Here is a 24,813-nt window from a genome sequence, read left to right as displayed (position 1 = left end):
AAATGCCCGGGTGCGCCAATTCGGGGACGGATGCTAACGCACTCGTTTTTTTGCACAAGGTTTAATGGACGATTTGTTTAACAATCAAGAGCTACCCCCTCACCCCAACCCTCTCCCCCAAGGGGGCGAGGGGGAAAGGGAGCAGATCGGGGAATATTCAACACTTGAGTTCGACTCGATATCTCAGGTCGGTGTAACTCGAACATCCAACTCGGTCGGTCCCCTCTCCCTCGGGGAGAGGGCTAGGGTGAGGGGCTTTTCGGCGCCATAAAAAAACCCCGCTGAATCAGCGGGGTTTTCTCATCAGGCCGGTTGCGCCTGCATACTCACCGGTCGCAGCGGCAGCAACGGCGCATGGGGATCGGCTTTCACCGAAGCCCGCCATGCATCCAGCCACTCAGCGTGACCTTCGGCCCAGACCTGCTCATGCAAACGCGCCAAGGCAACAGGGTCGCTCAGCAGTTGCAAGCGATCATGATTATTCAGCCCGGCCGGGCCAACCTTGATCGCGTGACGCACACGCTCCTGACGCAGCCATTCGATCGGCTCGGCCTGACCGTGACGCGAGGTCGCCAGCGAACACGCCAAAGCGTTCTGCTGCGGATCGACCACCGCGCGGACAAAGCCGTCGTTGAGGGCGTGGTAACGGTTTTCGTGGGTGTACTGGTCGGTCGCCAGCAGCGCCTGTGGCGGATTGTATTCCTCAGGAATGAGGAACAGGCTCTCGTCACGGGACTTCAGGCCCAGACCAACGCGGCTGGAAATCACCGACACCGGGATCGACAGCATCAGCGAACCGACGATCGGCACCAGCCACCAGAGGAAGCTCGGGTTCAGCCAGATCACCAGCAGCGCCCAGCAGAAGCCCAACAGGGTCTGCGGACCGTGGCGTTTGACCGCTTCGCTCCAAGGCGTCGAGTCGTCGTCACGCTGCGGCGAGTTCCAGGTCGCGGCCCAGCCGAGGAACGCGGCGAGGACGAAACGCGTGTGGAAAATCATCCGCACCGGCGCCAGCAGCATGGAGAACAGCATCTCCAGCAGCATCGACAGGGTCACCTTGAACTTGCCGCCGAACTCTTTCGCGCCCTTGGCCCAGATCAGGATGATGCTCAACAGTTTCGGCAGGAACAGCAGCACGATGGTCGTCGAGAACAGCGCGATCGCCTTGTCCGGGTGCCATTGTGGCCACAGCGGATAGAGCTGGCGCGGCTCGAGGAAGTACTGCGGCTCCATCAGCGTGTTCACCGCCAGCAGCGCGGTCGACAGCACCAGGAAGAAGAACCACAACGGCGCCGACAGGTACGACATCACGCCGGTGAGGAACACCGCGCGGTGCACCGGGTGCATGCCTTTGACCAGGAACAAACGGAAGTTCATCAGGTTGCCGTGGCACCAGCGACGGTCACGCTTGAGTTCGTCGAGCAGGTTCGGCGGCAGTTCTTCGTAGCTGCCCGGCAAGTCGTAGGCAATCCACACGCCCCAACCGGCACGGCGCATCAACGCGGCTTCAACGAAGTCGTGGGACAGAATCGCACCCGAGAACGCGCCTTTACCCGGCAACGGCGCCAAGGCGCAGTGGTCGATAAACGGCTTCATGCGGATGATCGCGTTGTGACCCCAGTAGTGGGATTCACCCAACTGCCAGAAGTGCAGACCAGCGGTAAACAGCGGGCCGTACACGCGGGTCGCAAACTGCTGCATACGCGCATAGAGAGTGTCCATGCCCGACGCACGCGGCGCGGTCTGGATGATCCCGGCGTCCGGCGTGGCTTCCATCAAGCGCACCAGACTGGTCAGGCACTCACCGCTCATCACCGAGTCGGCGTCGAGAACGACCATATATTTATAGTCACCGCCCCAACGACGGCAGAAGTCGTCGAGGTTGCCGCTCTTGCGCTTCACACGACGGCGACGGCGACGGTAGAAGATCTTGCCGAAACCTTTGGCTTCGCGGCAGACATCCAGCCAGGCCTGTTGTTCGGCGACGCAGATGTCGGTGTCATTACTGTCGCTGAGCACGAAGAAGTCAAAGCGGTCCAGATCACCAGTGGCAGCAACCGATTCGAACGTTGCCCGCAAACCGGCGAATACACGCGGTACGTCTTCGTTGCAGATCGGCATCACCAGCGCGGTACGCGCGTCTTTGGCAATCGGCTCGTTGCCGGCGCTTTTGCCCGAGATACGGTATTTATCGTGACCGGTGAGCAACTCGAGGAAGCCCATCAGCGCCGTCCAGAAACCAGCCGACACCCAGCAGAACAGAATCCCGAACAGAATCAGAATGCTGGTTTGCAGCGCATACGGCAGCACTTGCGTGGCGGTTTGCAGCAGCGGTTGATGCAGGACTTCTTCCAGATCGACGAACGACCAGCCCTGGTACGGCATGATGCCTTTCATGTACCAGCCGGCGACGATGGTCTGACCGAGCATCAGCAGCAACAGAATGTAGCGGCGGATCGAGCCGACGGTGCGCCAGCGCGCGGCGGGCAAGACGTTTTCGTCCTTCGGCGGCTGCGGCGGGTTGGTACGACCGGTCATACGGCGCCAGCCACGCACCAGAATATTGGTGCGCCACGGCTCCGGCACGACCTTGGTCCGACGGATCGGCGGCGTCGCCTTCATGCTGACGCGACCGCTGGCGTCGAGCACCAGCATCTCCGCGTCTTCAAGTTCTTCGGCGGTGCTCAGGGTCAGGCGCTTGCCCACCGAAGCCTGGGCGGCCTCGGCAGGAGCGTCGAACGTTGAAGACGACAGGCGTTCATGCAGCTCGCTGAACGACTGGCAGCCCGCGAGTTCCGCGCGCTGCTCGTCGGTCATCGGCAGATGCGCCAGATACTCGGACAGAGTCTCTGGCTGTACTTGAGAGTTACTCATCGGCAGGCAACTGATAGCTCCAGGTCTCGGTCAGGACTTCTTCAGTCGGTGCCGATTCCGGTGTGGCTGGGGCCGCGTCCGCAGCCGCTGGCTGCTTGGCGTCTTTGTTGGCCTTATCCTTGGCATCTGCAGCTGGCTTGGCGTCGGCCTGTTTGGCCTCGGCGGCCTTGGCTTCCTTGTCGAGTTTCTCTTGTTGCTTGGCGGCAACCTTGTCGGCCTTGGCAACGGACGAGTTGGACGCCGGCACCGATTTCGCCAGATCAGCAGTCACGACTGGCTGAACCAGGGCGGCACGCATCTCGGTCGACTTGCTCGCGTCCTTGATCTTCATGCGCAGGGTCAAGCGCCAGCCTTTGGTTTCCGGGTTGTAGCGCACGCTGTTTTCAACCAGCTCGGCGTTGTCACCAACACTGACCTGACTGCGCACGTCGGCATCCGGGGTCAGCGCGGCCAGCGATGGACCTTCGAAGTCGACCAAGTAGGCAACGCTGCCATCCGGCTGACGGATCAGGTTCGATTGCTTGACGTCACCGGTCGAACGCAGAGTCTGCGAAACCCAGGCGCTGTCCGGCGCATGAATCGCCGCTTCGTCCATGGTCCAGTGCATGCGGTAGGCGAATTCCAGCGGCTGACCCGGCTCCGGCATTTTTTCCGGGCTCCAGAACGCAACGATGTTGTCGTTGGTTTCGTCGGCGGTCGGAATTTCTACCAGATCAACGGTGCCCTTGCCCCACTCGCCCTTCGGCTCGATCCAGGCGCTTGGGCGCTTGTCGTAGCGGTCGTCGAGGTCTTCGTAGTGGCTGAAGTCGCGGCCACGTTGCAGCAGACCGAAACCACGCGGGTTCTCGATGCTGAAGTTGCTCACGGCCAAGTGTTTCGGGTTGTTCAGTGGACGCCAGATCCACTCGCCGTTACCGGCATGGATCGACAGACCGCTGGAGTCGTGCAGTTCACGACGGTAGTTGAGGACTTTCGACGGCTGGTTGGCGCCGAACAGGAACATGCTGGTCAGTGGCGCGATGCCCAGTTTGCCGACCTTGTCACGCAGGAACATCTGCGCTTTGACGTCGACAATGGTGTCGCTGCCCGGACGCAGGATCAGACGGTAGGCACCGGTGGCACGCGGCGAATCCAGCAGGGCGAAGATCACCAGATGCTTGTCGCCCGGCTTCGGCTGTTGAATCCAGAACTCGCGGAAACGCGGGAATTCTTCGCCCGACGGCAGCGCGGTATCAATCGCCAGACCACGCGCCGAGAGGCCGTAGGTGTGGCCCTTGCCGACAACGCGGAAGTAACTCGCGCCGAGCATGGTCATGATCTCGTCTTGCTTGTCGGCCTTGTTGATCGGATACAGCACACGGAAACCGGCATAACCCAGTTGTTCGGTGGCTTTCGGATCGAATTTCAGGTCGCCGAAATCGAAGCGCGTCGGATCGTATTTGATCTCTTCGACGGTGTTCGCTGTGATTTCGTTGATTTTCACCGGTGTATCGAAGTGCATACCCTGGTGATAGAAGGACAGTTTGAACGGGGTTTTCTGATCAGCCCACTCAGCCTTTTCGGTGAGGAAGCGGATTTTCTGATAGTCCGCGAACTTCATGTCGCGGAATTCGTTCGGCAGATTGCTGCGCGGGGCTTCGAACTTCTGCCCGGCCAGTTCTTTCGCCTTCGCCGATACATCGTCAAGATTGAACGCCCAAAGCTGGCCGGCGCTGAGCAGGCACAGGAGCGCCGAACCCGCTACCAGGGCACTTCGCATGCGTTTGGCAGACATTTTTGCTGCATTACAGGGACTAACAATCACGAGCAACCCTCGCCGAAAACAGATCAAAAAACCAACGGCCAGCTATCTATATGCCAGGTTGGCGAGCATTGTTCCGACTCCGCTGGGGCAAAATGATTCCCCAATCGGATCCGGACAAGTCTCTACCTAAGTGAAAATGGATCAGCGAACGCTGATCCCAGTGCGCGCGATTATCTAGTAGCCCGCATGACAACGCATCAGGGGTAACAAAGTATTTATCGCGAAAACACCCTAAAAACGGTCGAAATTTCCCAAAAAGGTGTTTCAAGCGCTTTCAGGTCTGTAACAAAAAGGTAACCGGGCCATCGTTGACCAAATGCACCTGCATATCGGCGCCGAATCTACCTGATGCCACAGTGCCATGCACCTGTTTCGCACTGCTTAATAGATAGTCGAACAATTCCTCGCCCAACGCCGGTGGCGCGGCTGTCGAAAAGCTCGGGCGCAACCCGCTTTTGGTGTCGGCCGCAAGGGTGAACTGCGAGACCAGCAGCAACCCGCCACCGACATCGGCGAGGGACAAGTTCATCTTGCCCTCCGCATCACTGAATACCCGATAGTTAAGCAGCTTATGCAGAAGTTTGTCGGCGCTGGTACGCGTGTCGTCGGGTTCGACCGCCACCAGCACCAGCAAACCGTAATCGACCGCCCCGACTACCTCACCCGCGACTTCAACCCGCGCACCGCGTACCCGCTGTAAAAGCCCCTTCATGCTTCTTCGGGCGGCAGGTCGAGCAGGCGCCGAGCCATATTGCCCGCGGCGCGCACCAGTGCATCGGTGATGCCCGGTTCGGATGCGGCGTGGCCGGCATCACGGATCACCTGCAGTTCGCTGTTCGGCCAGGCTTGATGCAGTTCCCAGGCGTTGTCGAGCGGGCAGATCACGTCATAGCGACCGTGAATGATCACGCCGGGCAGATGGGCGATCTTGCCCATGTCGCGAATCAGCTGGTTCGGCTCAAGGAAGGCGTTGTTGGTGAAGTAATGGCATTCGATCCGCGCAATCGACAGCGCGCGCTGCGGCTCGGAGAAGCGATCGACCACCAGCGGGTTCGGCCGCAGGGTCGCGGTGCGCCCTTCCCACGTCGACCAAGCCTTGGCCGCGTGCATCTGGGCGATCTGGTCGTTGCCGGTCAGGCGCTTGTGGAATGCGCTAAGCAGATCGTCGCGCTCGTCCAGCGGGATTGGCGCAATGTAATCCTGCCAATAATCGGGGAACAGACGACTGGCACCGGCCTGATAGAACCACTCGATTTCCTGCGGACGGCAGAGAAAGATCCCACGCAGGATCAGACCGTGAACACGCTCAGGGTGGGTTTGCGCATAGGCCAGCGCCAGGGTCGAACCCCACGAGCCGCCGAACAGCACCCATTTGTCGATGCCCAGGTGTTTGCGGATGCGCTCAAGGTCGGCAACCAGATCCCAGGTGGTGTTGTTTTCCAGGCTGGCGTGCGGCGTGGAGCGCCCGCAACCGCGCTGGTCGAAGGTTACAATGCGATACAGGTTCGGATCGAAATAGCGACGGCTCTGCGCGTCGCAACCGGCGCCGGGGCCGCCATGAATGAACACAACCGGCAAACCCTCCGGTGAACCGCTTTCGTCGACGTACAGCGTATGGGTGTCATCGACAGCCAGATCGTGCCGGGCGTGAGGTTTGATCTGCGGAAACAAAGTCTGCATTGCGCGCTCCGTAAGGGGTCGAGGTCATCCCTGGGGGGACTTCTATTATTCTGCCGTTGGGCATCATAAACCCGATTTACGTCAATGAGCATGCTCCGGGGCCTGATCGTTCCCACGCTCTGCGTGGGAACGATCAAGATCGCAGCTTTCGGCAGCTCCTACAGGGGTGAGTCAGCCGCGGTAGTGTTTTTCGCCCCAGGCCAGATAGCCTTGCAGCAATTCCTTTAGTACCACCCGCGTTGGCTCGGCGAGGTCAGGGCGATAGCGGAACGGTTCGAACTCTTCCATGTAGGTGCTCTGGCACAACTCCAGTTGCACCGCGTGGATGTTCTCGGCCGGGTTGCCGTAATGACGGGTGATGTGGCCGCCCTTGAAGCGTCCGTTCAGAACATGACTGTAGTTGCTATGACCAGCGCAGATCGCTTCCAGTTGCGCGGCCAATTGCGGATCACAACTGGCGCCATTGAAGGTGCCGAGGTTGAAGTCCGGTAGTTTGCCGTCGAACAGGTGCGGGATGATTGAGCGGATCGAGTGCGCGTCGAACAGCAGCGCGTAACCGAATTCGGCCTTCAGCCGTGCCAGCTCTTCCTGAAGCGTACGGTGATACGGCGTCCAGATCTGCTCCAGATAAGTCGCGCGTTCTTCTTTCGACGGCTCGTGGCCTTCGCGGAACAACGGAATGCCGTCGAACAGCGTCGCCGGGTAGAGCCCGGTGGTAGCGCCCGCATACAACGGTTTGTCGTCGGACGGCCGGTTCAAATCGATGACGAATCGCGAGTACTCGGCAGCCAACGTACTGGCGCCGAGTTCTTCAGCAAAATCGTAAAGCTGCGGGATGTGCCAGTCAGTGTCCGGCAGGCTTTTCGCATCGGCGATCAACCCGGCTTCCACCGCTGGGGTCAGGCGCACACCGGCGTGAGGCATGCTGATCAGCAGCGGCACGCGTCCTTGTTTGAAGTTCAGAACCTTATCCACAACCGCCCTCCTACAGATTTGATTCGACGCCGTGACGCACGACGCGTTTGTCCAGATCACCGCCGAGCCAATAGGCCAGATCCGCCGGACGATCAATGTGCCAAACAACGAAATCCGCGACCTTGCCGACTTCCAGCGAACCGTGGGTGTCGGCCATGCCCAGCGCTTGCGCGGCATGAATCGTCGCACCGGCCAGGGCTTCCTCCGGAGTCATGCGGAAGCAGGTGCAGGCCATGTTCAGCATCAGCCGCAACGACAGCGCGGGCGAAGTGCCGGGGTTGAGGTCGCTGGCGATGGCGATTTTCACCTTGTGCTTGCGCAGGGCGTCCATTGGCGGCAATTGGGTTTCACGCAGGAAGTAGAACGCGCCCGGCAGCAGCACCGCGACGGTGTCGGACTCGGCCATGGCGATGGCGTCGGCTTCGTCCATGAATTCCAGGTGATCGGCGGACAACGCCTTGTAACGCGCGGCGAGGCTGGAGCCATGCAGCGACGACAATTGTTCGGCGTGCAGTTTTACCGGCAGACCGAGTTTTTGCGCGGCGATGAACACGCGCTCGACTTGCTCTGGCGAGAACGCCAGGTATTCGCAGAACGCATCCACGGCATCGACCAGTCCTTCGGCAGCCAGAGCGGGCAGCATCTCGCTGCAGATCAGATCGATGTAGTCGTCGGCACGATCTTTGTATTCCGGTGGCAACGCGTGGGCGGCCAGGCAGGTGCTGCGTACGCTGATCGGCAGCTCTTTTTCCAGGCGACGGATGACACGAAGGATTTTGCGTTCGTTGACCAGATCGAGGCCGTAACCGGACTTCATTTCAACCGTGGTCACGCCGTCACGCATAAGGCTTTTCAGGCGCTTGGCGGCGCTGGCGAACAGCTCGTCTTCAGTGGCCTCGCGAGTCGCGCGCACGGTGCTGGCGATGCCTCCGCCGGATGCCGCGATTTCGGCGTAGCTGACACCTTGCAGGCGCTTTTCGAATTCGCCGCTGCGGTTGCCGCCGAACACCGTGTGGGTGTGGCAGTCGATCAGGCCGGGCGTGACCCACGCGCCTTGCAGGTCATTGACCGCCGGGTATTCGCCGGATGGCAGTTGATTACGCGGGCCGATCCACTCGATGAGCGCACCGGACGTCACGATGGCCGCATCCTCGATGATCGAGTAGACGCCCTGCGCCATGGTTGCGACGTGGCAGTGTTGCCAGAGGGTTTTCACTGTTGGCCTCCGTTGTGTTTGGTTTGGTGGGTAGCCTCTGAAAAGCCCCTCACCCTAGCCCTCTCCCGGAGGGAGAGGGGACTGACCGGGTTGTTCTGTCGAGGTACACCGACCTGAAAGTCTTGAGCCGAACTCAGGTTCTGAAAACCATGAAGATCGGCTCCCTGCTCTCGCCAGGAAGAAGCAGGACTGACCGGGTTGCTCTGTCGAGGTACATCGACCTGGAAATCTTGAGCCGAACTCAGGCTCTGAAAAACTTGAAGATCGGCTCCCTTCCCCCTCTCCCCCTTGGGGGAGAGGGCTGGGGTGAGGGGGATCGATGTCAGTAACAACAAAGCTCTCCCTGAAAAAACACTTACAAACTAGGCAAAAGTTTCGCTGGAATCAGCTCGGTCAGGCACCGCGAAGCCAACAATTCAGTCGCCGCATTGATATCCGGCGCAAAGAACCGATCTTTCTCATAGAACGGCACTTCCTTACGCAGAATCGCCCGGGCCTGCTCCAGCTTCGCCGAGGTCTTCAGACCGTTACGCAGGTCCAGTCCTTGCACCGCCGCGAGCCATTCCACCGCGAGAATCCCGCGGGTGTTTTCAGCCATTTCCCACAGCCGCTTGCCAGCCGCCGGGGCCATCGAGACGTGGTCTTCCTGGTTAGCCGAGGTCGGCAGACTGTCCACCGAATGCGGATGCGACAAGGCCTTGTTCTCGCTGGCCAGCGCCGCTGCTGTCACCTGAGCGATCATGAAACCGGAATTCACGCCGCCATTGGCGACGAGGAACGGCGGCAGCTGCGACATGTGCTTGTCCATCATCAGCGAGATGCGGCGTTCGCTCAGCGAGCCGATCTCGGCGATGGCCAGGGCCATGTTGTCAGCAGCCATGGCCACCGGTTCGGCGTGGAAGTTGCCGCCGGAAATCACATCGCCTTCAGCGGCGAAGACCAGCGGGTTATCCGATACGGCGTTGGCTTCGACCGCCAGTACTTCAGCGGCCTGACGGAACTGCGTCAGGCAGGCGCCCATGACTTGTGGCTGGCAGCGCAGCGAGTACGGATCCTGCACCTTCTCGCAGTTCTGGTGCGAGTCGGAGACTTCGCTGCGCTCGCCGAGCAGATCACGGTAAGCGGCAGCCGCGTCGATCTGGCCTTTCTGGCCACGAGCCGCATGGATACGCACGTCGAACGGCGAACGCGAACCCAATACCGCTTCAACCGTCAGACCACCCAGCGCCAGCGCGCCCGCGAACAAATCTTCACCTTCAAACAGACCACGCAGCGCGAACGCCGTGGAAACCTGAGTACCGTTAAGCAGCGCCAGACCTTCTTTCGCCGCCAGCGTCAACGGCGTCAGGCCAGCCACTTTCAGCGCTTCGGTGGCTTCCATCCACTCACCCTTGTAGCGCGCCTTGCCCTCGCCCAGCAGCACTAGCGACATGTGCGCCAACGGTGCCAGATCGCCCGAAGCGCCCACCGAACCTTTCAGCGGAATATGCGGATAAACCTCGGCATTGATCAGCGCGATCAGCGCATCGATCACCACGCGGCGAATACCGGAGAAACCACGGCTGAGGCTGTTGACCTTAAGCACCATGATCAGCCGCACCAGCTCATCACTGATCGGCTGGCCAACACCGGCGGCGTGGGACAGCACCAGCGAACGCTGGAGGTTTTCCAGGTCCTCGCTGGCGATGCGCGTCGAGGCCAGCAGGCCGAAACCGGTGTTGATGCCGTAGGCGGTGCGGTTCTCGGCGAGGATCTGCTCGACGCAAGCGACGCTGGCTTCGATCTGCGCCGAGGCGCTGTTGTCGAGCGTCAGCTTGACCGGGTTCTGGTAGACGTCACGCAGTTGGGCCAGGCTCAGTTGGCCGGGAATCAGGTTCAGCGCAGTCATTAAAATGCTCCTTTTGAGACATTGTTATTAACTACCAGTCGCTCCGGAGCATTCCGTTATCCGTCGTTTCTCGTCTTGTGGACGATCCACGCCTTGGCACGCTGGTATGGGTAATTGTCAGTGCAAATTCGGTAAAACGTTGTGCGGCAGATTCGGCTCTTTCAACACGCTCGCAGCAGCAGCGATATCCGGCGCCAGCCAGCGATCCTGATCGTAGGCCGGGACCGTTTCGCGCAGCAGTCGCCACGCGCGGTCAGTGCCCGCGCCGAAGCGCTGTTCCTTGAGAAATTCAAAGGCCTGCGCCGCCAGCAGATATTCGATGGCGAGAATCTGCGTGCAGTTTTCCAGCGCACGATGCAGCTTGAGCGCAGCGTTGGTGCCCATGCTCAAATGGTCTTCCTGCAGGCCCGAAGTGATGTAGTTGTCGAGCACCGCCGGTTGCGCCAATTGGCGGTTTTCCGCACACAGTGACGCAGCGACGTACTGGACGATCATCATCCCGGAGTTCACCCCCGGATTGGCCACCAGAAATGCCGGCAGACCGCTGACGTGCGGATTCACCAGACGATCCAGACGACGTTCGGCAATCGAGCCGATTTCGGCCATGGCAATCGCCAGCAAATCCGCCGCCATAGCTACCGATTGGCCGTGCGGGTTGGCTTGCGACATCACCCGGAAGTTGTCCGGCGTGCCTAGCAACAATGGGTTATCAGTGCAGCCGTTGAGTTCGGCCTCGACCTGCTTGATTGCATGATCGAGCTGATCGCGCGCGGCACCGTGAACTTGCGGGATCGAACGGATGCTCAGCGCATCCTGAGTGCGAATGCCTTTGCTCGACGCAATCACTTCGCTGCCATCGAGCAAGGCGCGCAGATTGACGCCAACCTGCTGCATGCCCGGATGCGGTTTCAGCGCGATGATTTCAGCGTCGAACGCATCGATCTGGCCGCGCTGGGCTTCAAAACTCATCGCGCCGATGACGTCGGCCCATTGCACCAGACGCGTCGCGTCGGCAATCGCCAGACAGCTGAGGCCGGTCATGCACGGCGTGCCGTTGACCAGGCACAAACCGTCTTTTGCGCCGAGCTGAACCGGTTGTAACCCCTCTTCGGCCAGCGCTTGTTGCGCCGAGGTGATCTGCCCGCGATAGCTGACATTGCCGACGCCGAGCAACGCGATGCCGATGTGCGCCATGTGCGTCAGGTAGCCCACCGAACCTTGCGACGGCACTTGCGGGGTGATGCCGCGATTGAGCAGCGCCAGCAGGGCTTCGACGACCCGGCGATGCAGGCCGGATTTGCCGTGGCTGTAGTTGTGAATGGCGGCGCAGATGATCGCGCGAGTCTGCTCGTCGGCGAGCACCGGGCCGACGCCACAGGCGTGGCTGAGCAAGGTGTTGCGCGAGAGCTGGCTGAGTTGTTCGTCCTGCAGCGAGACGTTGGACAAACCGCCCAGGCCGGTATTGACGCCATAGGCGCGCTCGCCGCTGGCGACGATGCGCTGGACGATGCCTTGGGCGTTTTCGATGCGCGCCCAGGTGTCGCTGGACAGCTCCAGAAGCGCGCCATGACGGGCAACGGCGACCAAGTCCTGCCAGCGCAGAGGGGCGCCGGTGATAACGATTTTTTCAGCCTGAGACATCTAAAACCTCAACCGTAATATTGATGCAGCTTTACCGGCCTCATCGCTGGCAAGCCAGCTCCCACAGGATCTCCAGTGTTCACACAATCTCTGTAAGAACTGGGCCTGCGAGCCCTCATTGTTCACACAATCCCTGTGGGAGCTGGCTTGCCAGCGATAGGGCCAGTCAGTGCACTGCATAATTCAGATCAAACCACTGCCGCCCGCCGCTGCACGAACCGGTCAACATACTCATCCGCCGGCGAATGCAGAATCTCGCGCGGCGTACCGACCTGAATCAGGCGACCATCCTTGAGAATCGCAATGCGGTTGCCGATACGCACCGCCTCGTCGAGGTCATGGGTGATGAAGACGATGGTCTTGTGCAGGGTCTTTTGCAGCTCCAGCAACTGGTCCTGCATCTCGGCGCGGATCAGCGGATCCAGCGCACTGAACGCTTCGTCCATGAGGATGATGTCGGTGTCCGCCGCCAAGGCGCGCGCCAGGCCGACACGCTGGCGCATGCCGCCGGAGAGCTGGTGCGGGTATTTGTTTTCGTAGCCTTTGAGGCCGACGGTGTTGATCCAGTGCAGCGCGCGTTCCGAGCACATTTGCTTGCTCTCGCCACGGACTTTCAGACCGTAGGCGACGTTGTCGAGCACAGTCTTGTGCGGCAACAGGCCGAAGCTCTGGAACACCATGCTGATCTTGTGCCGGCGAAATTCGCGCAGAGCATCCATGTCGTACTGCAGGATGTCGACGCCATCGACGAGGATCGCGCCGCTGGTTGGGTCGATCAACCGGTTGAAGTGGCGCACCAGTGTCGATTTTCCGGAACCGGACAAGCCCATGATCACAAAGATCTCGCCAGTGCCGATGCTCAGCGACAGGTCGTTAACGCCGACCACGCAACCGGTTTCACTCAGCACCTGATCCTTGGTCTTGCCCTGGCCGACCATGGCCAGCGCATCCTTGGCGCGGTTGCCGAAAATCTTGAAGACGTTTTTGACTTCGATCTTGCTCACGGTTGCGTTGCTCATTTGCTCACCTCATGCCGTGGCCGACCGTACGCCTGAGTAATGCGGTCGATGACCACTGCGAGAATCACGATCGCCAGACCGGCTTCGAGGCCGCGTCCGACGTTGAGGGTCTGAATCCCCACCAGCACATCTTCACCCAGGCCACGGGCACCGATCATCGAGGCGATCACCACCATCGACAGGGCCATCATGGTGGTCTGGTTGATCCCGGCCATGATGCTTGGCAGCGCCAGCGGCAGTTGCACGCCGAACAGCTGCTGCCAGCGGTTGGCACCGAAGGCGTTGATCGCTTCCATCACTTCGCCGTCGACCTGGCGAATGCCCAGATCAGTCAGGCGAATCAGCGGCGGTGCGGCGTAGATCACCGTGGCGAAAATCGCCGGGACCTTGCCCAGACCGAACAGCATCAGCACCGGGATCAGGTACACGAAACTCGGCATGGTTTGCATGATGTCGAGCAGCGGCATCAGCACCGAACGCAAGCGATTGCTGCGCGCCGAGAAATTCCCAGCGGAATGCCGATCAGCACCGAAATGATCGTCGCGACCATCATCAGCGCCAGGGTCTGCATAAGCTTGTCCCACAAGCCAACGGCGCCGACGAGGAACAGCAGACCGACGATGACTGCTGTGGTCACGACTTTACGCGTGGCATGCCAAGCGACCACACCAACGATCGCCAGCATCAACCACCACGGCGCTGCGCGCAGCAAGCCTTCGAGGTTGACGATGGCCCAGAGCAGTGTGTCGGAGATGTGGCGGAACACATCACCGTAGTTGGTGACCAGCGAATCGACCCAACCGTTGACCCAGTCGGCGATGGAAAAGGTAAAGCTTTCGGGAAACATAAGCGGCTCTCAATCAGAAATCTCAATCAAGCGTTTACGGCATATCCCCCGGCCAGCCTCACGGTTGACCGGGAGGTATCGACCTACAGCGCCGCGTCGATTTTCTTGGCAGCGTCTGCACTGACCCACGCATGCCAGACCTCAGGATGTTCCTTGAGGAAGATTTTCGCCAGTTTTGGCGACTCGATACGTTCCTTGGCCATGCGGCCCAGGTTCTGGTTCAGCAGATCGATCGGCAGGTTGACCTTTTCCAGCACGGCGACCAGTTCCGGGGCCTCGTCGTGGAAGGTTTTCGACAGACCGACCTTGATGCTCACGGTCTTGTCGACGCCCGGTTTCTCTTCGAGTTTGACCAGATCCACCTGGCCCATCAGCGGGGTTGGCGACCAGTAGTAAAACAGGATCGGCTCGCCACGCTTGTAGCTCGACAGCACCGCCGCATCCAGCGCCGGGCCAGTGCCCGGACGGAAGTTGGTGTAGCTGCTTTCTAGGCCGTAGCTTTTCAGCATTTCGCTGTTGTCGAGTTCGCAGGTCCAGCCGGCCGGGCAGTTGTAGAAACGGCCCTTGGACGGCTCTTCAGCGTCCTTGAACACGGCGGCGTATTTGCCCAGGTCAGCGATGTTTTTCAGGTCTGGAGCTTTCGGCTCAAGCTTGCGCTTGGCGTCGCCTTCGATCACGTAACGCGGCACGTACCAGCCTTCCACCGCGCCCACTACCGGAGCGCCGACACCGACGACCTTGCCGGCCTTCTCGGCCTTGTTCCAGACCTCGCTGCGGCCGACCCATTCTTCGGCGAACACTTGAATATCGTTGCTGCTCAGGGCGTTTTCCATGGTGATGGAGTTGCCCGGGAGGCTGTCGGTCTTGCAGTCGTAACCTTTCTCCAGCACCACTTGCAGGACGTCGGTCAGCAGCATGCCGCTTTCCCAGTTCAGACCGGCGAACTTCACCGGTTTGCCCGATTCGCACCAGCCCGCGGCCTGGGTCGCACCGGCACTGGCCAGCAGGCCCATGGACAGCAATGTGGTCAGCAGGGTCTTGTTCGATTTCATTGTTGTGACGCTCCTAATCATGAATTGGCTTACGGCAGTCAAGAGGCATCCAGCCCTGTCCACGTCCAAATCAGGCCTGCGCCGCAGCGCGACCGGCCCCGCTTGTTTTAGGTTGTACAACGCTGTTCTGCTCGACCGGCAGAATCAGTTGATCGGGTACCGCGCTGTGCCATTTTTTTGCACACACGTAGTAGACGACGGCCGGCAGCACTAGGCCGATGATCCAGGAGATATCGACGTCACCGAGGGCGGCCACCAGCGGACCGGTATAGAACTTGGTGGAGATGAACGGCAACTGCACCAGCACACCGAACACATAGACGCTGATGCCGAGCAGGTTCCAGCGACCGTAGCGGCCATTCGGGTCGGCCAGCGCCGGCACGTCGTAGCGCTCACGGGTGATGCAGTAGTAGTCGACCAGGTTGATCGCGCTCCACGGGGTGAAGAAGGCGAGCAGGAACAGGATGAAAGACTTGAACGCACCGAGGAACGAGTGCTGACCGAGCAGCGCAATCAGAGTAGCGGCGCCGACGATCACCAGCACGAACACCAGACGCTGCATCCGGGTCACCGTCAGATGGCCTTTGAAACCACTGATGATGGTCGCGATGCACATGAAGCTGCCGTAGGAGTTCAGCGTCGAGATGGTCACCTTGCCGAACGCGATGCTGAAGTACAGCAGCGCCGCGGTGGCACCGGTGCCGCCCAGGCCGACGATGTAGGCGACTTCGTGACCGGCGAACTGACCGTTGGAGGAAGCCGCGGCGAACACGCCGAGGATCATCGCCACTTGTGCGCCAACCACAGAGCCGGCACCGGCGGCGAAGAATGTTTTGACCGCCGAGGTATTGCTCGGCAGGTAACGGGAATAGTCAGCCACGTACGGGCCGAAAGCGATCTGCCAGGAGGCCGCGAGCGACACCGCGAGGAGGAAGCTGCTCCAGCTGAAATGACGGATCTGCAGAAGTGCGCCGACGTCGGTCTGGCTCATCAAACGCCAGAACAGGAAGACGAAAGCGATCACGCCAATGACGCTGGCAACACGGCCGATCCAGTGGATCACCCGATAACCGAGCACCGTCACCAGCACGATGACGCTGGCAAAAATCAGGATGCCGACACTGTCGCTGACGTTAAACAACTGCCCCAGCGCCTGGCCGGAAAGCACGGTGCCCGTCGCGGTGAAACCCAGGTACATCAGGCACACCAGCACGATCGGGATCGCCGCGCCGTAAACGCCAAACTGCACGCGGCTGGAGATCATCTGCGGCAGGCCCAGCTTCGGGCCTTGCGCGGCATGCAGCGCCATCACCCCGCCGCCCAGCAATTGACCGATCAACAGACCGATCAACGACCAGAACACATCACCGCCGAGCACCACGGCCAAGGCCCCGGTGACAATCGCGGTGATTTGCAGGTTGGCACCCATCCACAGGGTGAACTGGCTAAACAGACGACCGTGTCTTTCCGCTTCCGGGATGTAGTCGATCGAACGCCTTTCGATCAACGGTTTGTTGCCTGCACGATCGGTGTTGACAGCCATGATTCAACCTCTGTGGATTGTTAGATTCTCTGTGGGAGCTGCCGCAGGCTGCGATCTTTTGATCTTGAAAAACCAACATCAAAAGATCGCAGCCTGCGGCAGCTCCTACAGGGGTTTTGCATTTATTTGCCGGTAATCATCGGCAGGTTCAGGCCCTGTTCCTTGGCGCAGTCGATGGCGATCTGGTAACCGGCATCGGCGTGGCGCATGACGCCGGTAGCCGGGTCGTTGTGCAGCACGCGCGCGATGCGCTCGGCCGCTTCGTCAGTACCGTCGCAAACAATCACCATGCCCGAGTGCTGCGAGAAGCCCATGCCGACGCCGCCGCCGTGGTGCAGGGAAACCCAGGTCGCCCCGCTCGCAGTGTTGAGCAATGCGTTGAGCAATGGCCAGTCGGACACGGCGTCGGAACCGTCCTGCATCGATTCGGTTTCGCGGTTCGGGCTAGCGACCGAGCCGGAGTCAAGGTGGTCGCGACCGATCACGATTGGCGCCGACAACTCGCCGCTGCGAACCATCTCGTTGAAGGCCAGACCGAGCTTGGCGCGCAGGCCCAGGCCAACCCAGCAGATACGTGCCGGCAGACCCTGGAAGCTGATGCGCTCGCGGGCCATGTCCAGCCAGTTGTGCAGGTGCGCGTCATCCGGGATCAGCTCTTTGACCTTGGCGTCGGTTTTGTAGATGTCTTGCGGATCACCCGACAGTGCCGCCCAGCGGAACGGACCGATGCCACGGCAAAACAGCGGACGGATGTAGGCCGGTACGAAGCCCGGGAAATCGAACGCGTTTTCGACGCCTTCTTCCTGTGCCATCTGACGGATGTTGTTGCCGTAGTCGAAGGTCGGGATGCCTTGCTTCTGGAATTCCAGCATGGCTTTGACGTGCACAGCCATCGACTGCTTGGCGGCTTTGATCACAGCGGCCGGTTCGGTCTTGGCGCGGGCGCGGTACTCGTCCCAGGTCCAGCCGGCAGGCAGGTAACCGTTGAGCGGATCGTGGGCACTGGTCTGGTCGGTGACCATGTCCGGGCGCACGCCGCGCTTTACCAGTTCCGGGAGAATTTCTGCGGCGTTACCCAACAGGGCGATGGAGATCGCTTTGCCTTCCTTGGTGTATTTATCGATGCGCGCCAGAGCGTCGTCGAGGTCTTTGGCTTGCTCGTCGACGTAACGGCTTTTCAGACGGAAATCGATGCTGACCTGCTGGCATTCGATGTTCAGCGAGCACGCGCCGGCCAAAGTTGCCGCCAGAGGTTGTGCGCCACCCATGCCGCCCAGACCGGCGGTGAGGACCCACTTGCCTTTGAGGTTGTCGTTGTAGTGCTGGCGACCGGCCTCAACGAAGGTTTCGTAGGTGCCTTGGACGATGCCCTGGCTGCCGATGTAGATCCAGCTGCCGGCGGTCATCTGGCCGTACATGGCCAGACCTTTGGCGTCGAGTTCGTTGAAGTGTTCCCAGCTCGCCCAGTGCGGGACGAGGTTGGAGTTGGCGATCAGTACACGCGGGGCATTGCTGTGAGTCTTGAACACGCCGACCGGCTTGCCGGATTGCACCAGCAGGGTCTCGTCGTCATTCAGGTGGGTGAGGCTCTCGACGATCTTGTCGTAGCACTCCCAGTTACGCGCGGCGCGACCGATACCACCGTAGACCACCAGCTCTTTCGGGTTCTCGGCAACTTCCGGGTCGAGATTGTTCATCAGCATGCGCAGCGGCGCTTCGGTCAGCCAGCTCTTGGCGGTCAGCTTGTTGCCGCGGGCGGCGCGGATCTCAACGTTGCGAAACTTTGTAGGCTTATTGTCAGTCACGAAAAAGACTCCTCAGCGATCAATTCAAACCAACCCTGGCAGTGGGCAAGCAGCCTGTGCGCTTCGATGCGCGACAAGCGAATCAGTGGACGCTGCGGAGAGTCTCGAGCGACTCATACGCATACGTCTTTACTTGTACATACAAGCATATGCAATCAAGCGGCCAACTTGTTGGAGGGTCGTTCAAGAAAAATCGCCGGCAAGGCTGGAGAGCGCCTGAATCAAGGGTTCAGGCGTGGATGAAATTTTTCCTGGGGATGATTTAGGGAGGCGGGGCTTTGTTACATGAGCGTGGTTTTGCGCCACGCTGGGGCGTTCGGTAACAAGTTGGTGCGTGGGTTGGGAACACCCCAAAAGCAAAAGATCGCAGCCTTCGGCAGCTCCTACACTGGGTTTGATGTACACCCTGTAGGAGCTGCCGTAGGCTGCGATCCTTTAAGATTTCTGAATCAGCGTCCAGTCAGTTCAATGACGCAGCAACCCGCATTGGTGGAGACTTCGGCCAGACCGCTGTTGCCGTCCAGTTGCAGGCAATCATGTCGCCCCAACTGCGAAACACTGTCACCGATCCGGACTTCCAGCAACTCACTGACACTGAACACCAACACCGTCCCCGCCGAGCTGAAGAAACGCTGCTCACCGTCCAGCCACTGCAACCGCGCGCTGTAACGCTGCGGCGTATAGATCAGGTTGAAATCGCGAATCGCACCGCCGAGCAGCGTGCACGACACCTGGCTTTCACCGCTAAAGGCAAACGGGTCGAGCGGTAACAGCGGCCGCGTATCGTCGCCGTCAACGCACAAGGTCATGCCGTCACCCTGCAACACGGTGATCACCCGCTGATAACCGGCGAATGTTGAAAAACCACCGGATTCGGCGATGTCGGCAATCGACAGACGCCAGCCAAAACCGTCCAGCCCGGCACCGGCATCACGGGTGATTTCTTCAGTGCTGCCGCCGCCGTTTTTCCACGGCATGCGCGGGTAGCCTTCGGCGCGTAAAACCCTCAAACCATTCATTTATGCTCTCTATTTATGGAACCGCCCTTCCAGACGATGACGGGAACCCGGGTGAATCAATCGTGCAGCGGTAACCGGCTGACGCCCCGACCACGTGCGGCGACGAATCAACAAGCACGGCTCACCCTTTTCAATCTGCAGCAACTTGCACTCTGAGGATTCGGCGAGGATCGCTTCAACCACGTGCTCGCCCTCGGTCAGCGGCGCCACCTGGTTCAGATAGGCGTACGGCGTTTGCAGAGTGAAATCCTGTTTGAGGTATTCCGGAGCGACCAGCGCGTTGACGAAACGGTCTTCGATTTGCACCGGAATGTCGTTTTCGTAATGCACGATCAGCGAGTGGAACACCTTCTGCCCTTCGCGCATGTCCAGCGCCAGCGCACGCTCGGAACCGGCGGCCTCTTCTTCGAGGGTGATCACCTGGCAGGTGTGGCGATGGCCACGGGAGGCAATTTCGTCGGCGATGTTGTGCACTTCGAACAGCGCGGACTGGCTCTTCGGTTCGGCGACAAACGTGCCGACGCCTTGCATGCGCACCAGCAGACCGTCGGCGGTCATCTCGCGCAGGGCACGGTTGATGGTCATGCGGCTGAAACCGAGTTGATTGACCAGCTCGCTCTCGGACGGCACGCGGTAGTGCGGCGGCCAGTTTCCGCTGTCGATCTGCTGGGTGATCATCTGTTTGACGCGGGCGTACAAGGGCGCCGGACTGTCGCCCATGTTCGCGGCCAACGGGGAGACTGGAGGCGGAGTCGGCACGGTTGATCCCTGTTCATTGGATGAAAGTGGCTAGCTTGCCGGAGTTTACCGGGCAGGCAAACGTCTGTATATGTATATACAAATAACACACGATGGGGTGCTGAACCATGTCCGCCTTCTTTGCCGAACGCGCGCTGCTGCCTAACGGATGGGCCAACAATGTACGTCTTGAGGTCAGCGCCGAGGGCTTGCTGACCCGAATCCAGGCCGATTCCACCGCAGATGGCGCCGAACGGCTGAGCGGCCCGCTGTTGCCGGGCATGCCTAATTTGCACTCCCACGCCTTCCAGCGAGCGATGGCGGGTCTGGCCGAAGTGGCCGGCAACCCCAACGACAGTTTCTGGACCTGGCGCGATCTGATGTATCGCCTCGTCGGAAAAATCAGCCCGGATCAACTCGGCGTGATTGCCCGTCAGCTGTACATCGAAATGCTCAAGGCCGGTTATACTTCGGTCGCTGAATTTCACTATGTGCACCACGACAGCAATGGTCAGCCGTATGCCGATCCGGCTGAATTGGCGTTGCGCATCAGTCAGGCCGCAAGCGAAAGCGGCATTGGTCTGACCCTGTTGCCGGTGCTCTACAGCCACTCCGGTTTTGGCGGCCAGACGCCGAATGACGGCCAGCGCCGCTTCATCAACAGCACCGAAAATTACCTGAATCTGCAATCGCGTTTGCAGCCGTTACTGGCGCAGCAAAAGGCGCAGTCGCTGGGCCTGTGCTTCCACTCGTTGCGCGCGGTGACCCCGCAGCAGATCAGCGAAGTCTTGGCGGCCAGCGACAAGCAATGCCCCGTGCACATTCACATCGCCGAACAGCAGAAAGAGGTCGATGACTGCTTGAGTTGGAGCGGTCGGCGTCCGCTGCAATGGCTCTACGAAAATACCGAAGTCGATCAACGCTGGTGTCTGGTGCACGCCACCCACGCCAACCCGGAAGAAGTCACGCTGATGGCCAAAAGTCGCGCCATCGCCGGGCTGTGCCTGACCACCGAAGCGAATCTCGGCGACGGAATTTTCCCGGCGGTGGATTTCCTCGCCCAGGGTGGGCGCATGGGTATCGGTTCCGACAGCCATGTCTCGCTCAGTGTGGTCGAGGAATTGCGTTGGCTGGAATACGGCCAGCGCCTGCGTGATCAGCGGCGTAATCGCTTGTATGGCGCGGATCAGCCGATGGTTGGACGTACGTTGTATGACGCGGCGCTGGACGGTGGTGCGCAGGCGATGGGGCAGCCGGTTGGTGCGCTGGAGGTGGGCAAGCGTGCGGACTGGATTGTGCTCGATGGCAGCGATCCGTATCTGGCGACGGCCACGGGTGACGGGATTTTGAATCGCTGGTTGTTTGCCGGTGGCGATCGGCAGGTGCGCGATGTGCTGGTCAATGGCCAGTGGGTAGTGCGTGATGGTCGGCATGCAGGGGAAGAGGACAGTGCTCGTGCCTTCACCCAAGTCCTGCGCGACCTTTTAGGCTGACACACATAACCCAATGTAGGAGTGAGCCTGCTCGCGATAGCGGTGTGTCAGCCATAAATATGTGACTGATACACCGCTATCGCGAGCAGGCTCACTCCTACAGGGGGTTGGCGGTGTTCTTTAGTTTGAAGTCTTGGCCATCTGTCGATCAGTCGCACGCCAGATCAGTCGCGTCGTGTCATAACCCTGCTGACGCGCCTTGCTCAGCAGCTCTTCACGCACCACACCGTTGACGGTCGGCGTGCGTGACAGCAACCACATGTACTTGCGACTCGGGTCGCCGACGATGGCGGTCTTGTAGTCATCGCTGACGTACAACACCCAGTATTCGCCTTTTGCCACACCCGGAATCAGGCGTGAGAACCAGGTATCGAATTCGACCCAGAGTTTATCGGTCTTGCCCGGCACCTGTGGATAAGCCGTGCCCTTGGCCTCTTCCCACTGCCATTGCGGCGTCAGGCAGCGATTGAGCACCGCGACATTGCCGTCAGGCTTGAGGGTGTAATGGGCTTCGGACTGCGCGCAATTGCGCTGGAAGTACATCGGCAAGCGCGCCAGCTCATACCAGGTGCCCTGATAACGCTTGAGATTGACGCTGTTGACGGTTTTCGGCGCCAACGGGTCTACGCCGGAAGTGGCGCAGCCGGCCAGTACCAGGCCGGCAAAAAGGATCAGCAATAACCGCTTCATTTTTCTTCTCCGTGGGCGCGAAGCCCCGGTTTACTTCAGGCCTTGGCCGGAAAACATCAGCACTTTGTCACCGGCATACTGCACGCTGATAAAGCTGTTCTTGTCGCCCCAGGTGCAACTGGACATGCCGAGCGCGCCCGAGCAATCGGTGGGCTTGCCGAGCAGAGTCTCGACTTCGGCCTTGGCCATACCGGCCGAAAGCTTCGAATAGTTTTCCTGATTGACCTTGCTGCATGCGGCCAACAGCACGCAAAACGTCAGAAGGGCGATAGATCGCAGCGACATGGTGTAACTCCTGGAACGAGGGGGGATGGCATGGTGCCAACCAGAAGCTTAGAAGAGAAAACCCTCATCTGGTTCCGTGGGCGGACGGCTATTTATTAGCCCGCCTGTCTGGCATTTGCCGATAAATCAGACACTTTGTAGGGCTATTGAGCATTTCGTCGCCTTTCGCCAAAGACGCCTAATCTTTGGCGCGTCGCGGTCGAAATAAGAGCAGCGCAAAGCCCCCGAGTGTGGCAAATTGCCGCCCTTTCTTGACCAGCCCCTTCGCGGTAGTTCATTCGATGACCAGAAACATGAAATTCAGCCACAAGATCTTGTTGGCTGCCGCCCTCGTGGTGGCCGTTGCGTTCGCCTGTTTCATTTTCTTCAACGACTATCGACAGCGCGAAGCCTTGGGCAGCAGCACCGAAGCCTCGATGCAGGAACTGGGCAGCCTGACCACCAGCAACATCCAGACCTGGCTGGAAAGCCGCATTCAATTGCTGCAATCGCTGTCGCAGCAAGTGGCTGTCGACGGCAACGCCCCCGCCAGCCTGAAACGCATCATCGACCTGCCCGCCTACACCGGCAATTTCCAGCTCAGCTATTTTGGCGGCGCCGACGGCGTGATGTTCTCCGTGCCGGCCGGCAATCGCGCGCCGGATTACGATCCACGCGCACGCGGCTGGTACAAAGCCGCCAACAGCGCGCAACAGACCATCGTCACCGAACCGTACATCGCCGCGTCCTCGGGCAAACTGGTAATCACTGTCGCCACCCCGGTGCAGCGCCAGGGCCAGATGCTCGGCGTCGCCGGTGCCGACATCGACCTGACCAGCGTCAGCGCGATCATCAACTCGCTGAACTTCGGTGGCCACGGCCACGCGTTCATCGTCAGTGCCGATGGCAAGATCCTTATCCACCCGGACAGCAAACTGGTGCTCAAGACCCTCGCCGAGGCCTACCCGAACGGCGCACCAAAAGTCAGCCCGGGCCTGAAAGAAGTCGAGTTCGACGGCAAGACGCAGTTGATCTCCTTCACCCGCGTCAACGGCGGTCCGTCGGCCGACTGGTACGTGGCGCTGGTGCTCGATAAAGACACCGCGTTCGCCATGCTCAGCGAATTCCGCACCTCGGCGCTGATCGCCATGGTTATTGCCGTGGTAATCATCATCGCCCTGCTCGGCATGCTCATTCGCGTGTTGATGCAACCGCTGCTGACCATGGGCCGCGCGATGCACGACATCGCCGAAGGTGAAGGCGACCTGACCAAACGTCTGGTGATCCACGGCAACGATGAGTTCGGCGCACTGGGCACCTCATTCAACCGTTTTGTTGAGCGCATTCACACTTCGATTCGTGAAGTGTCCTCGGCCACCGGCCAGGTCAACGAAGTCGCCCTGCGCGTGGTCGCAGCGTCGAACTCGTCGATGTACAACTCCGATCAGCAAGCCTCGCGCACCAACAGCGTGGCCGCGGCGATCAACCAACTCGGCGCCGCCGCGCAGGAAATCGCCCAGAACGCCGCCCTCGCCTCGCAGCACTCCAGCGATGCGCGCAGCCTCGCGGTCGACGGCCAGCAGGTTGTCGATAAAACCATCCACGCCATGCAGCAGCTGTCGGCGAAGATCAGCGATTCGTGCGGCAACATCGAAACCCTGAACAGCAACACGGTGAACATCGGCCAGATTCTCGAAGTGATCACCAGTATTTCCCAGCAGACCAACCTGCTCGCGCTCAACGCCGCGATCGAAGCGGCGCGTGCCGGTGAAGCCGGTCGTGGTTTCGCCGTGGTTGCCGACGAAGTGCGCAACCTCGCGCACCGCACCCAGGATTCGGCGCAGCAAGTGCAGAAGATGATCGAAGAGCTGCAAGTCGGCGCGCGCCAGGCGGTCAGCATCATGACCGAGAGCCAGCGCGAGAGTGAAAGCAGCGTCGGCATCGCCAACCAGGCCGGTGAGCGGTTGGGCAGCGTGACTCAGCGTATTGGCGAGATCGACGGGATGAACCAGTCGGTGGCCACCGCGACTGAAGAGCAGACCGCTGTGGTCGAGTCGATCAACGTCGATATCAACGAGATCAACACGCTGAATCAGGAAGGTGTGGAGAACTTGCAGGCAACGTTGCGGGCGTGCTCGGATCTGGAGCAGCAGGCGGCGCGGTTGAAGCAGTTGGTGGGTAGTTTCAGGATTTAAAGATCAAGGGCTTTACCCCCTCACCCCAGCCCTCCCGAAACGTCGGACCGCCCCCAGGGGGGCGAGGGGG

The 24,813-nt window shown here is 60.3% G+C and carries 18 protein-coding genes and 2 pseudogenes; 3 read left to right on the top strand and 17 right to left on the bottom strand.

Features of this window, described 5'->3' with window-relative positions:
* Positions 1–303 precede the first annotated feature (303 nt).
* The 15 genes and pseudogenes from mdoH to hutC all read right to left on the bottom strand — a co-directional run bounded on the left by mdoH (position 304) and on the right by hutC (position 20,083).
* Positions 304–2,874: a glucans biosynthesis glucosyltransferase MdoH gene (gene mdoH / locus ACZZ0A_RS27650; RefSeq protein WP_095113983.1), complete on the bottom strand. Its 2,571-nt coding sequence runs from the start codon at positions 2,872–2,874 to the stop codon at positions 304–306.
* Positions 2,867–4,678, bottom strand: a complete 1,812-nt coding sequence (locus tag ACZZ0A_RS27645) for a glucan biosynthesis protein G (RefSeq protein ID WP_007909332.1) — start codon at positions 4,676–4,678, stop codon at positions 2,867–2,869. Before ACZZ0A_RS27645 ends, mdoH begins: the two co-directional genes overlap by 8 nt.
* 274 nt (positions 4,679–4,952) lie before the next feature.
* Positions 4,953–5,390, bottom strand: coding sequence for a D-aminoacyl-tRNA deacylase (gene dtd / locus ACZZ0A_RS27640; RefSeq protein ID WP_463543995.1), 438 nt, complete (start codon positions 5,388–5,390; stop codon positions 4,953–4,955).
* Complete coding sequence (pip, locus tag ACZZ0A_RS27635; RefSeq protein WP_008080611.1) at positions 5,387–6,358, bottom strand: prolyl aminopeptidase; 972 nt, start codon at positions 6,356–6,358, stop codon at positions 5,387–5,389. Before pip ends, dtd begins: the two co-directional genes overlap by 4 nt.
* A 171-nt stretch (positions 6,359–6,529) precedes the next feature.
* Positions 6,530–7,333, bottom strand: coding sequence for an N-formylglutamate deformylase (gene hutG, locus ACZZ0A_RS27630; protein ID WP_095113981.1), 804 nt, complete (start codon positions 7,331–7,333; stop codon positions 6,530–6,532).
* Between the two features lie 10 nt (positions 7,334–7,343).
* Positions 7,344–8,549, bottom strand: a complete 1,206-nt coding sequence (gene hutI / locus ACZZ0A_RS27625; RefSeq protein WP_463543994.1) for an imidazolonepropionase — start codon at positions 8,547–8,549, stop codon at positions 7,344–7,346.
* 355 nt (positions 8,550–8,904) lie between these two features.
* Entirely contained in the window at positions 8,905–10,437 is a 1,533-nt protein-coding gene (gene hutH, locus ACZZ0A_RS27620) for a histidine ammonia-lyase (RefSeq protein ID WP_095113979.1), read from the bottom strand.
* A gap of 117 nt (positions 10,438–10,554) precedes the next feature.
* The gene (gene hutH, locus ACZZ0A_RS27615; RefSeq protein ID WP_463543993.1) at positions 10,555–12,078 is read right to left on the bottom strand and encodes a histidine ammonia-lyase; all 1,524 of its coding nucleotides are present in this window, start codon (positions 12,076–12,078) and stop codon (positions 10,555–10,557) included.
* Positions 12,079–12,266: 188 nt separating this feature from the next.
* Positions 12,267–13,097: a quaternary amine ABC transporter ATP-binding protein gene (locus ACZZ0A_RS27610; RefSeq protein WP_007909304.1), complete on the bottom strand. Its 831-nt coding sequence runs from the start codon at positions 13,095–13,097 to the stop codon at positions 12,267–12,269.
* Positions 13,094–13,944, bottom strand: a pseudogene (locus ACZZ0A_RS27605) (ABC transporter permease). Before ACZZ0A_RS27605 ends, ACZZ0A_RS27610 begins: the two are co-directional and overlap by 4 nt.
* A gap of 83 nt (positions 13,945–14,027) precedes the next feature.
* Positions 14,028–14,996: an ABC transporter substrate-binding protein gene (locus tag ACZZ0A_RS27600; RefSeq protein WP_016984618.1), complete on the bottom strand. Its 969-nt coding sequence runs from the start codon at positions 14,994–14,996 to the stop codon at positions 14,028–14,030.
* 70 nt (positions 14,997–15,066) lie between these two features.
* The gene (locus tag ACZZ0A_RS27595) at positions 15,067–16,539 is read right to left on the bottom strand and encodes a purine-cytosine permease family protein (protein ID WP_095113976.1); all 1,473 of its coding nucleotides are present in this window, start codon (positions 16,537–16,539) and stop codon (positions 15,067–15,069) included.
* Positions 16,540–16,661: 122 nt separating this feature from the next.
* On the bottom strand, positions 16,662–18,344 hold the full coding sequence (gene hutU / locus ACZZ0A_RS27590; RefSeq protein ID WP_463543992.1) for a urocanate hydratase: 1,683 nt from the start codon (positions 18,342–18,344) through the stop codon (positions 16,662–16,664).
* A 449-nt stretch (positions 18,345–18,793) separates the two neighbouring features.
* Positions 18,794–19,363 carry a HutD/Ves family protein gene (locus ACZZ0A_RS27585; RefSeq protein WP_463543991.1) on the bottom strand — a complete coding sequence of 190 codons (570 nt, stop codon included), beginning with the start codon at positions 19,361–19,363 and terminating at the stop codon, positions 18,794–18,796.
* Between the two features lie 9 nt (positions 19,364–19,372).
* A complete protein-coding gene (gene hutC, locus ACZZ0A_RS27580) occupies positions 19,373–20,083 on the bottom strand; it encodes a histidine utilization repressor (protein ID WP_162130175.1) in 711 nt (236 codons plus the stop codon).
* A gap of 146 nt (positions 20,084–20,229) precedes the next feature.
* On the opposite strand from hutC, the gene ACZZ0A_RS27575 reads away from it, so the two are divergent.
* Complete coding sequence (locus ACZZ0A_RS27575; RefSeq protein WP_095113973.1) at positions 20,230–21,594, top strand: formimidoylglutamate deiminase; 1,365 nt, start codon at positions 20,230–20,232, stop codon at positions 21,592–21,594.
* A gap of 120 nt (positions 21,595–21,714) precedes the next feature.
* Here ACZZ0A_RS27575 and ACZZ0A_RS27570 read toward each other — a convergent pair whose 3' ends face one another.
* Together ACZZ0A_RS27570 and ACZZ0A_RS27565 are read right to left on the bottom strand one after the other, a co-directional pair.
* Positions 21,715–22,284 carry a lipocalin family protein gene (locus ACZZ0A_RS27570; RefSeq protein WP_095113972.1) on the bottom strand — a complete coding sequence of 190 codons (570 nt, stop codon included), beginning with the start codon at positions 22,282–22,284 and terminating at the stop codon, positions 21,715–21,717.
* A gap of 30 nt (positions 22,285–22,314) precedes the next feature.
* Positions 22,315–22,569 carry a hypothetical protein gene (locus ACZZ0A_RS27565; RefSeq protein WP_003220802.1) on the bottom strand — a complete coding sequence of 85 codons (255 nt, stop codon included), beginning with the start codon at positions 22,567–22,569 and terminating at the stop codon, positions 22,315–22,317.
* A gap of 281 nt (positions 22,570–22,850) precedes the next feature.
* Here ACZZ0A_RS27565 and ACZZ0A_RS27560 point away from each other — a divergent pair.
* Together ACZZ0A_RS27560 and ACZZ0A_RS27555 are read left to right on the top strand one after the other, a co-directional pair.
* Positions 22,851–23,885: pseudogene (locus ACZZ0A_RS27560) on the top strand (HAMP domain-containing protein); the annotation flags it as partial.
* A 93-nt stretch (positions 23,886–23,978) separates the two neighbouring features.
* Complete coding sequence (locus tag ACZZ0A_RS27555; protein ID WP_371260421.1) at positions 23,979–24,743, top strand: methyl-accepting chemotaxis protein; 765 nt, start codon at positions 23,979–23,981, stop codon at positions 24,741–24,743.
* The last annotated feature ends 70 nt before the right edge of the window (positions 24,744–24,813 follow it).

It is taken from the genome of Pseudomonas sp. AC242 (genome assembly GCF_979258655.1).
Note: the sequence above shows the minus strand (reverse complement) of the source record. Positions and strands in the feature narration are given on the sequence as shown.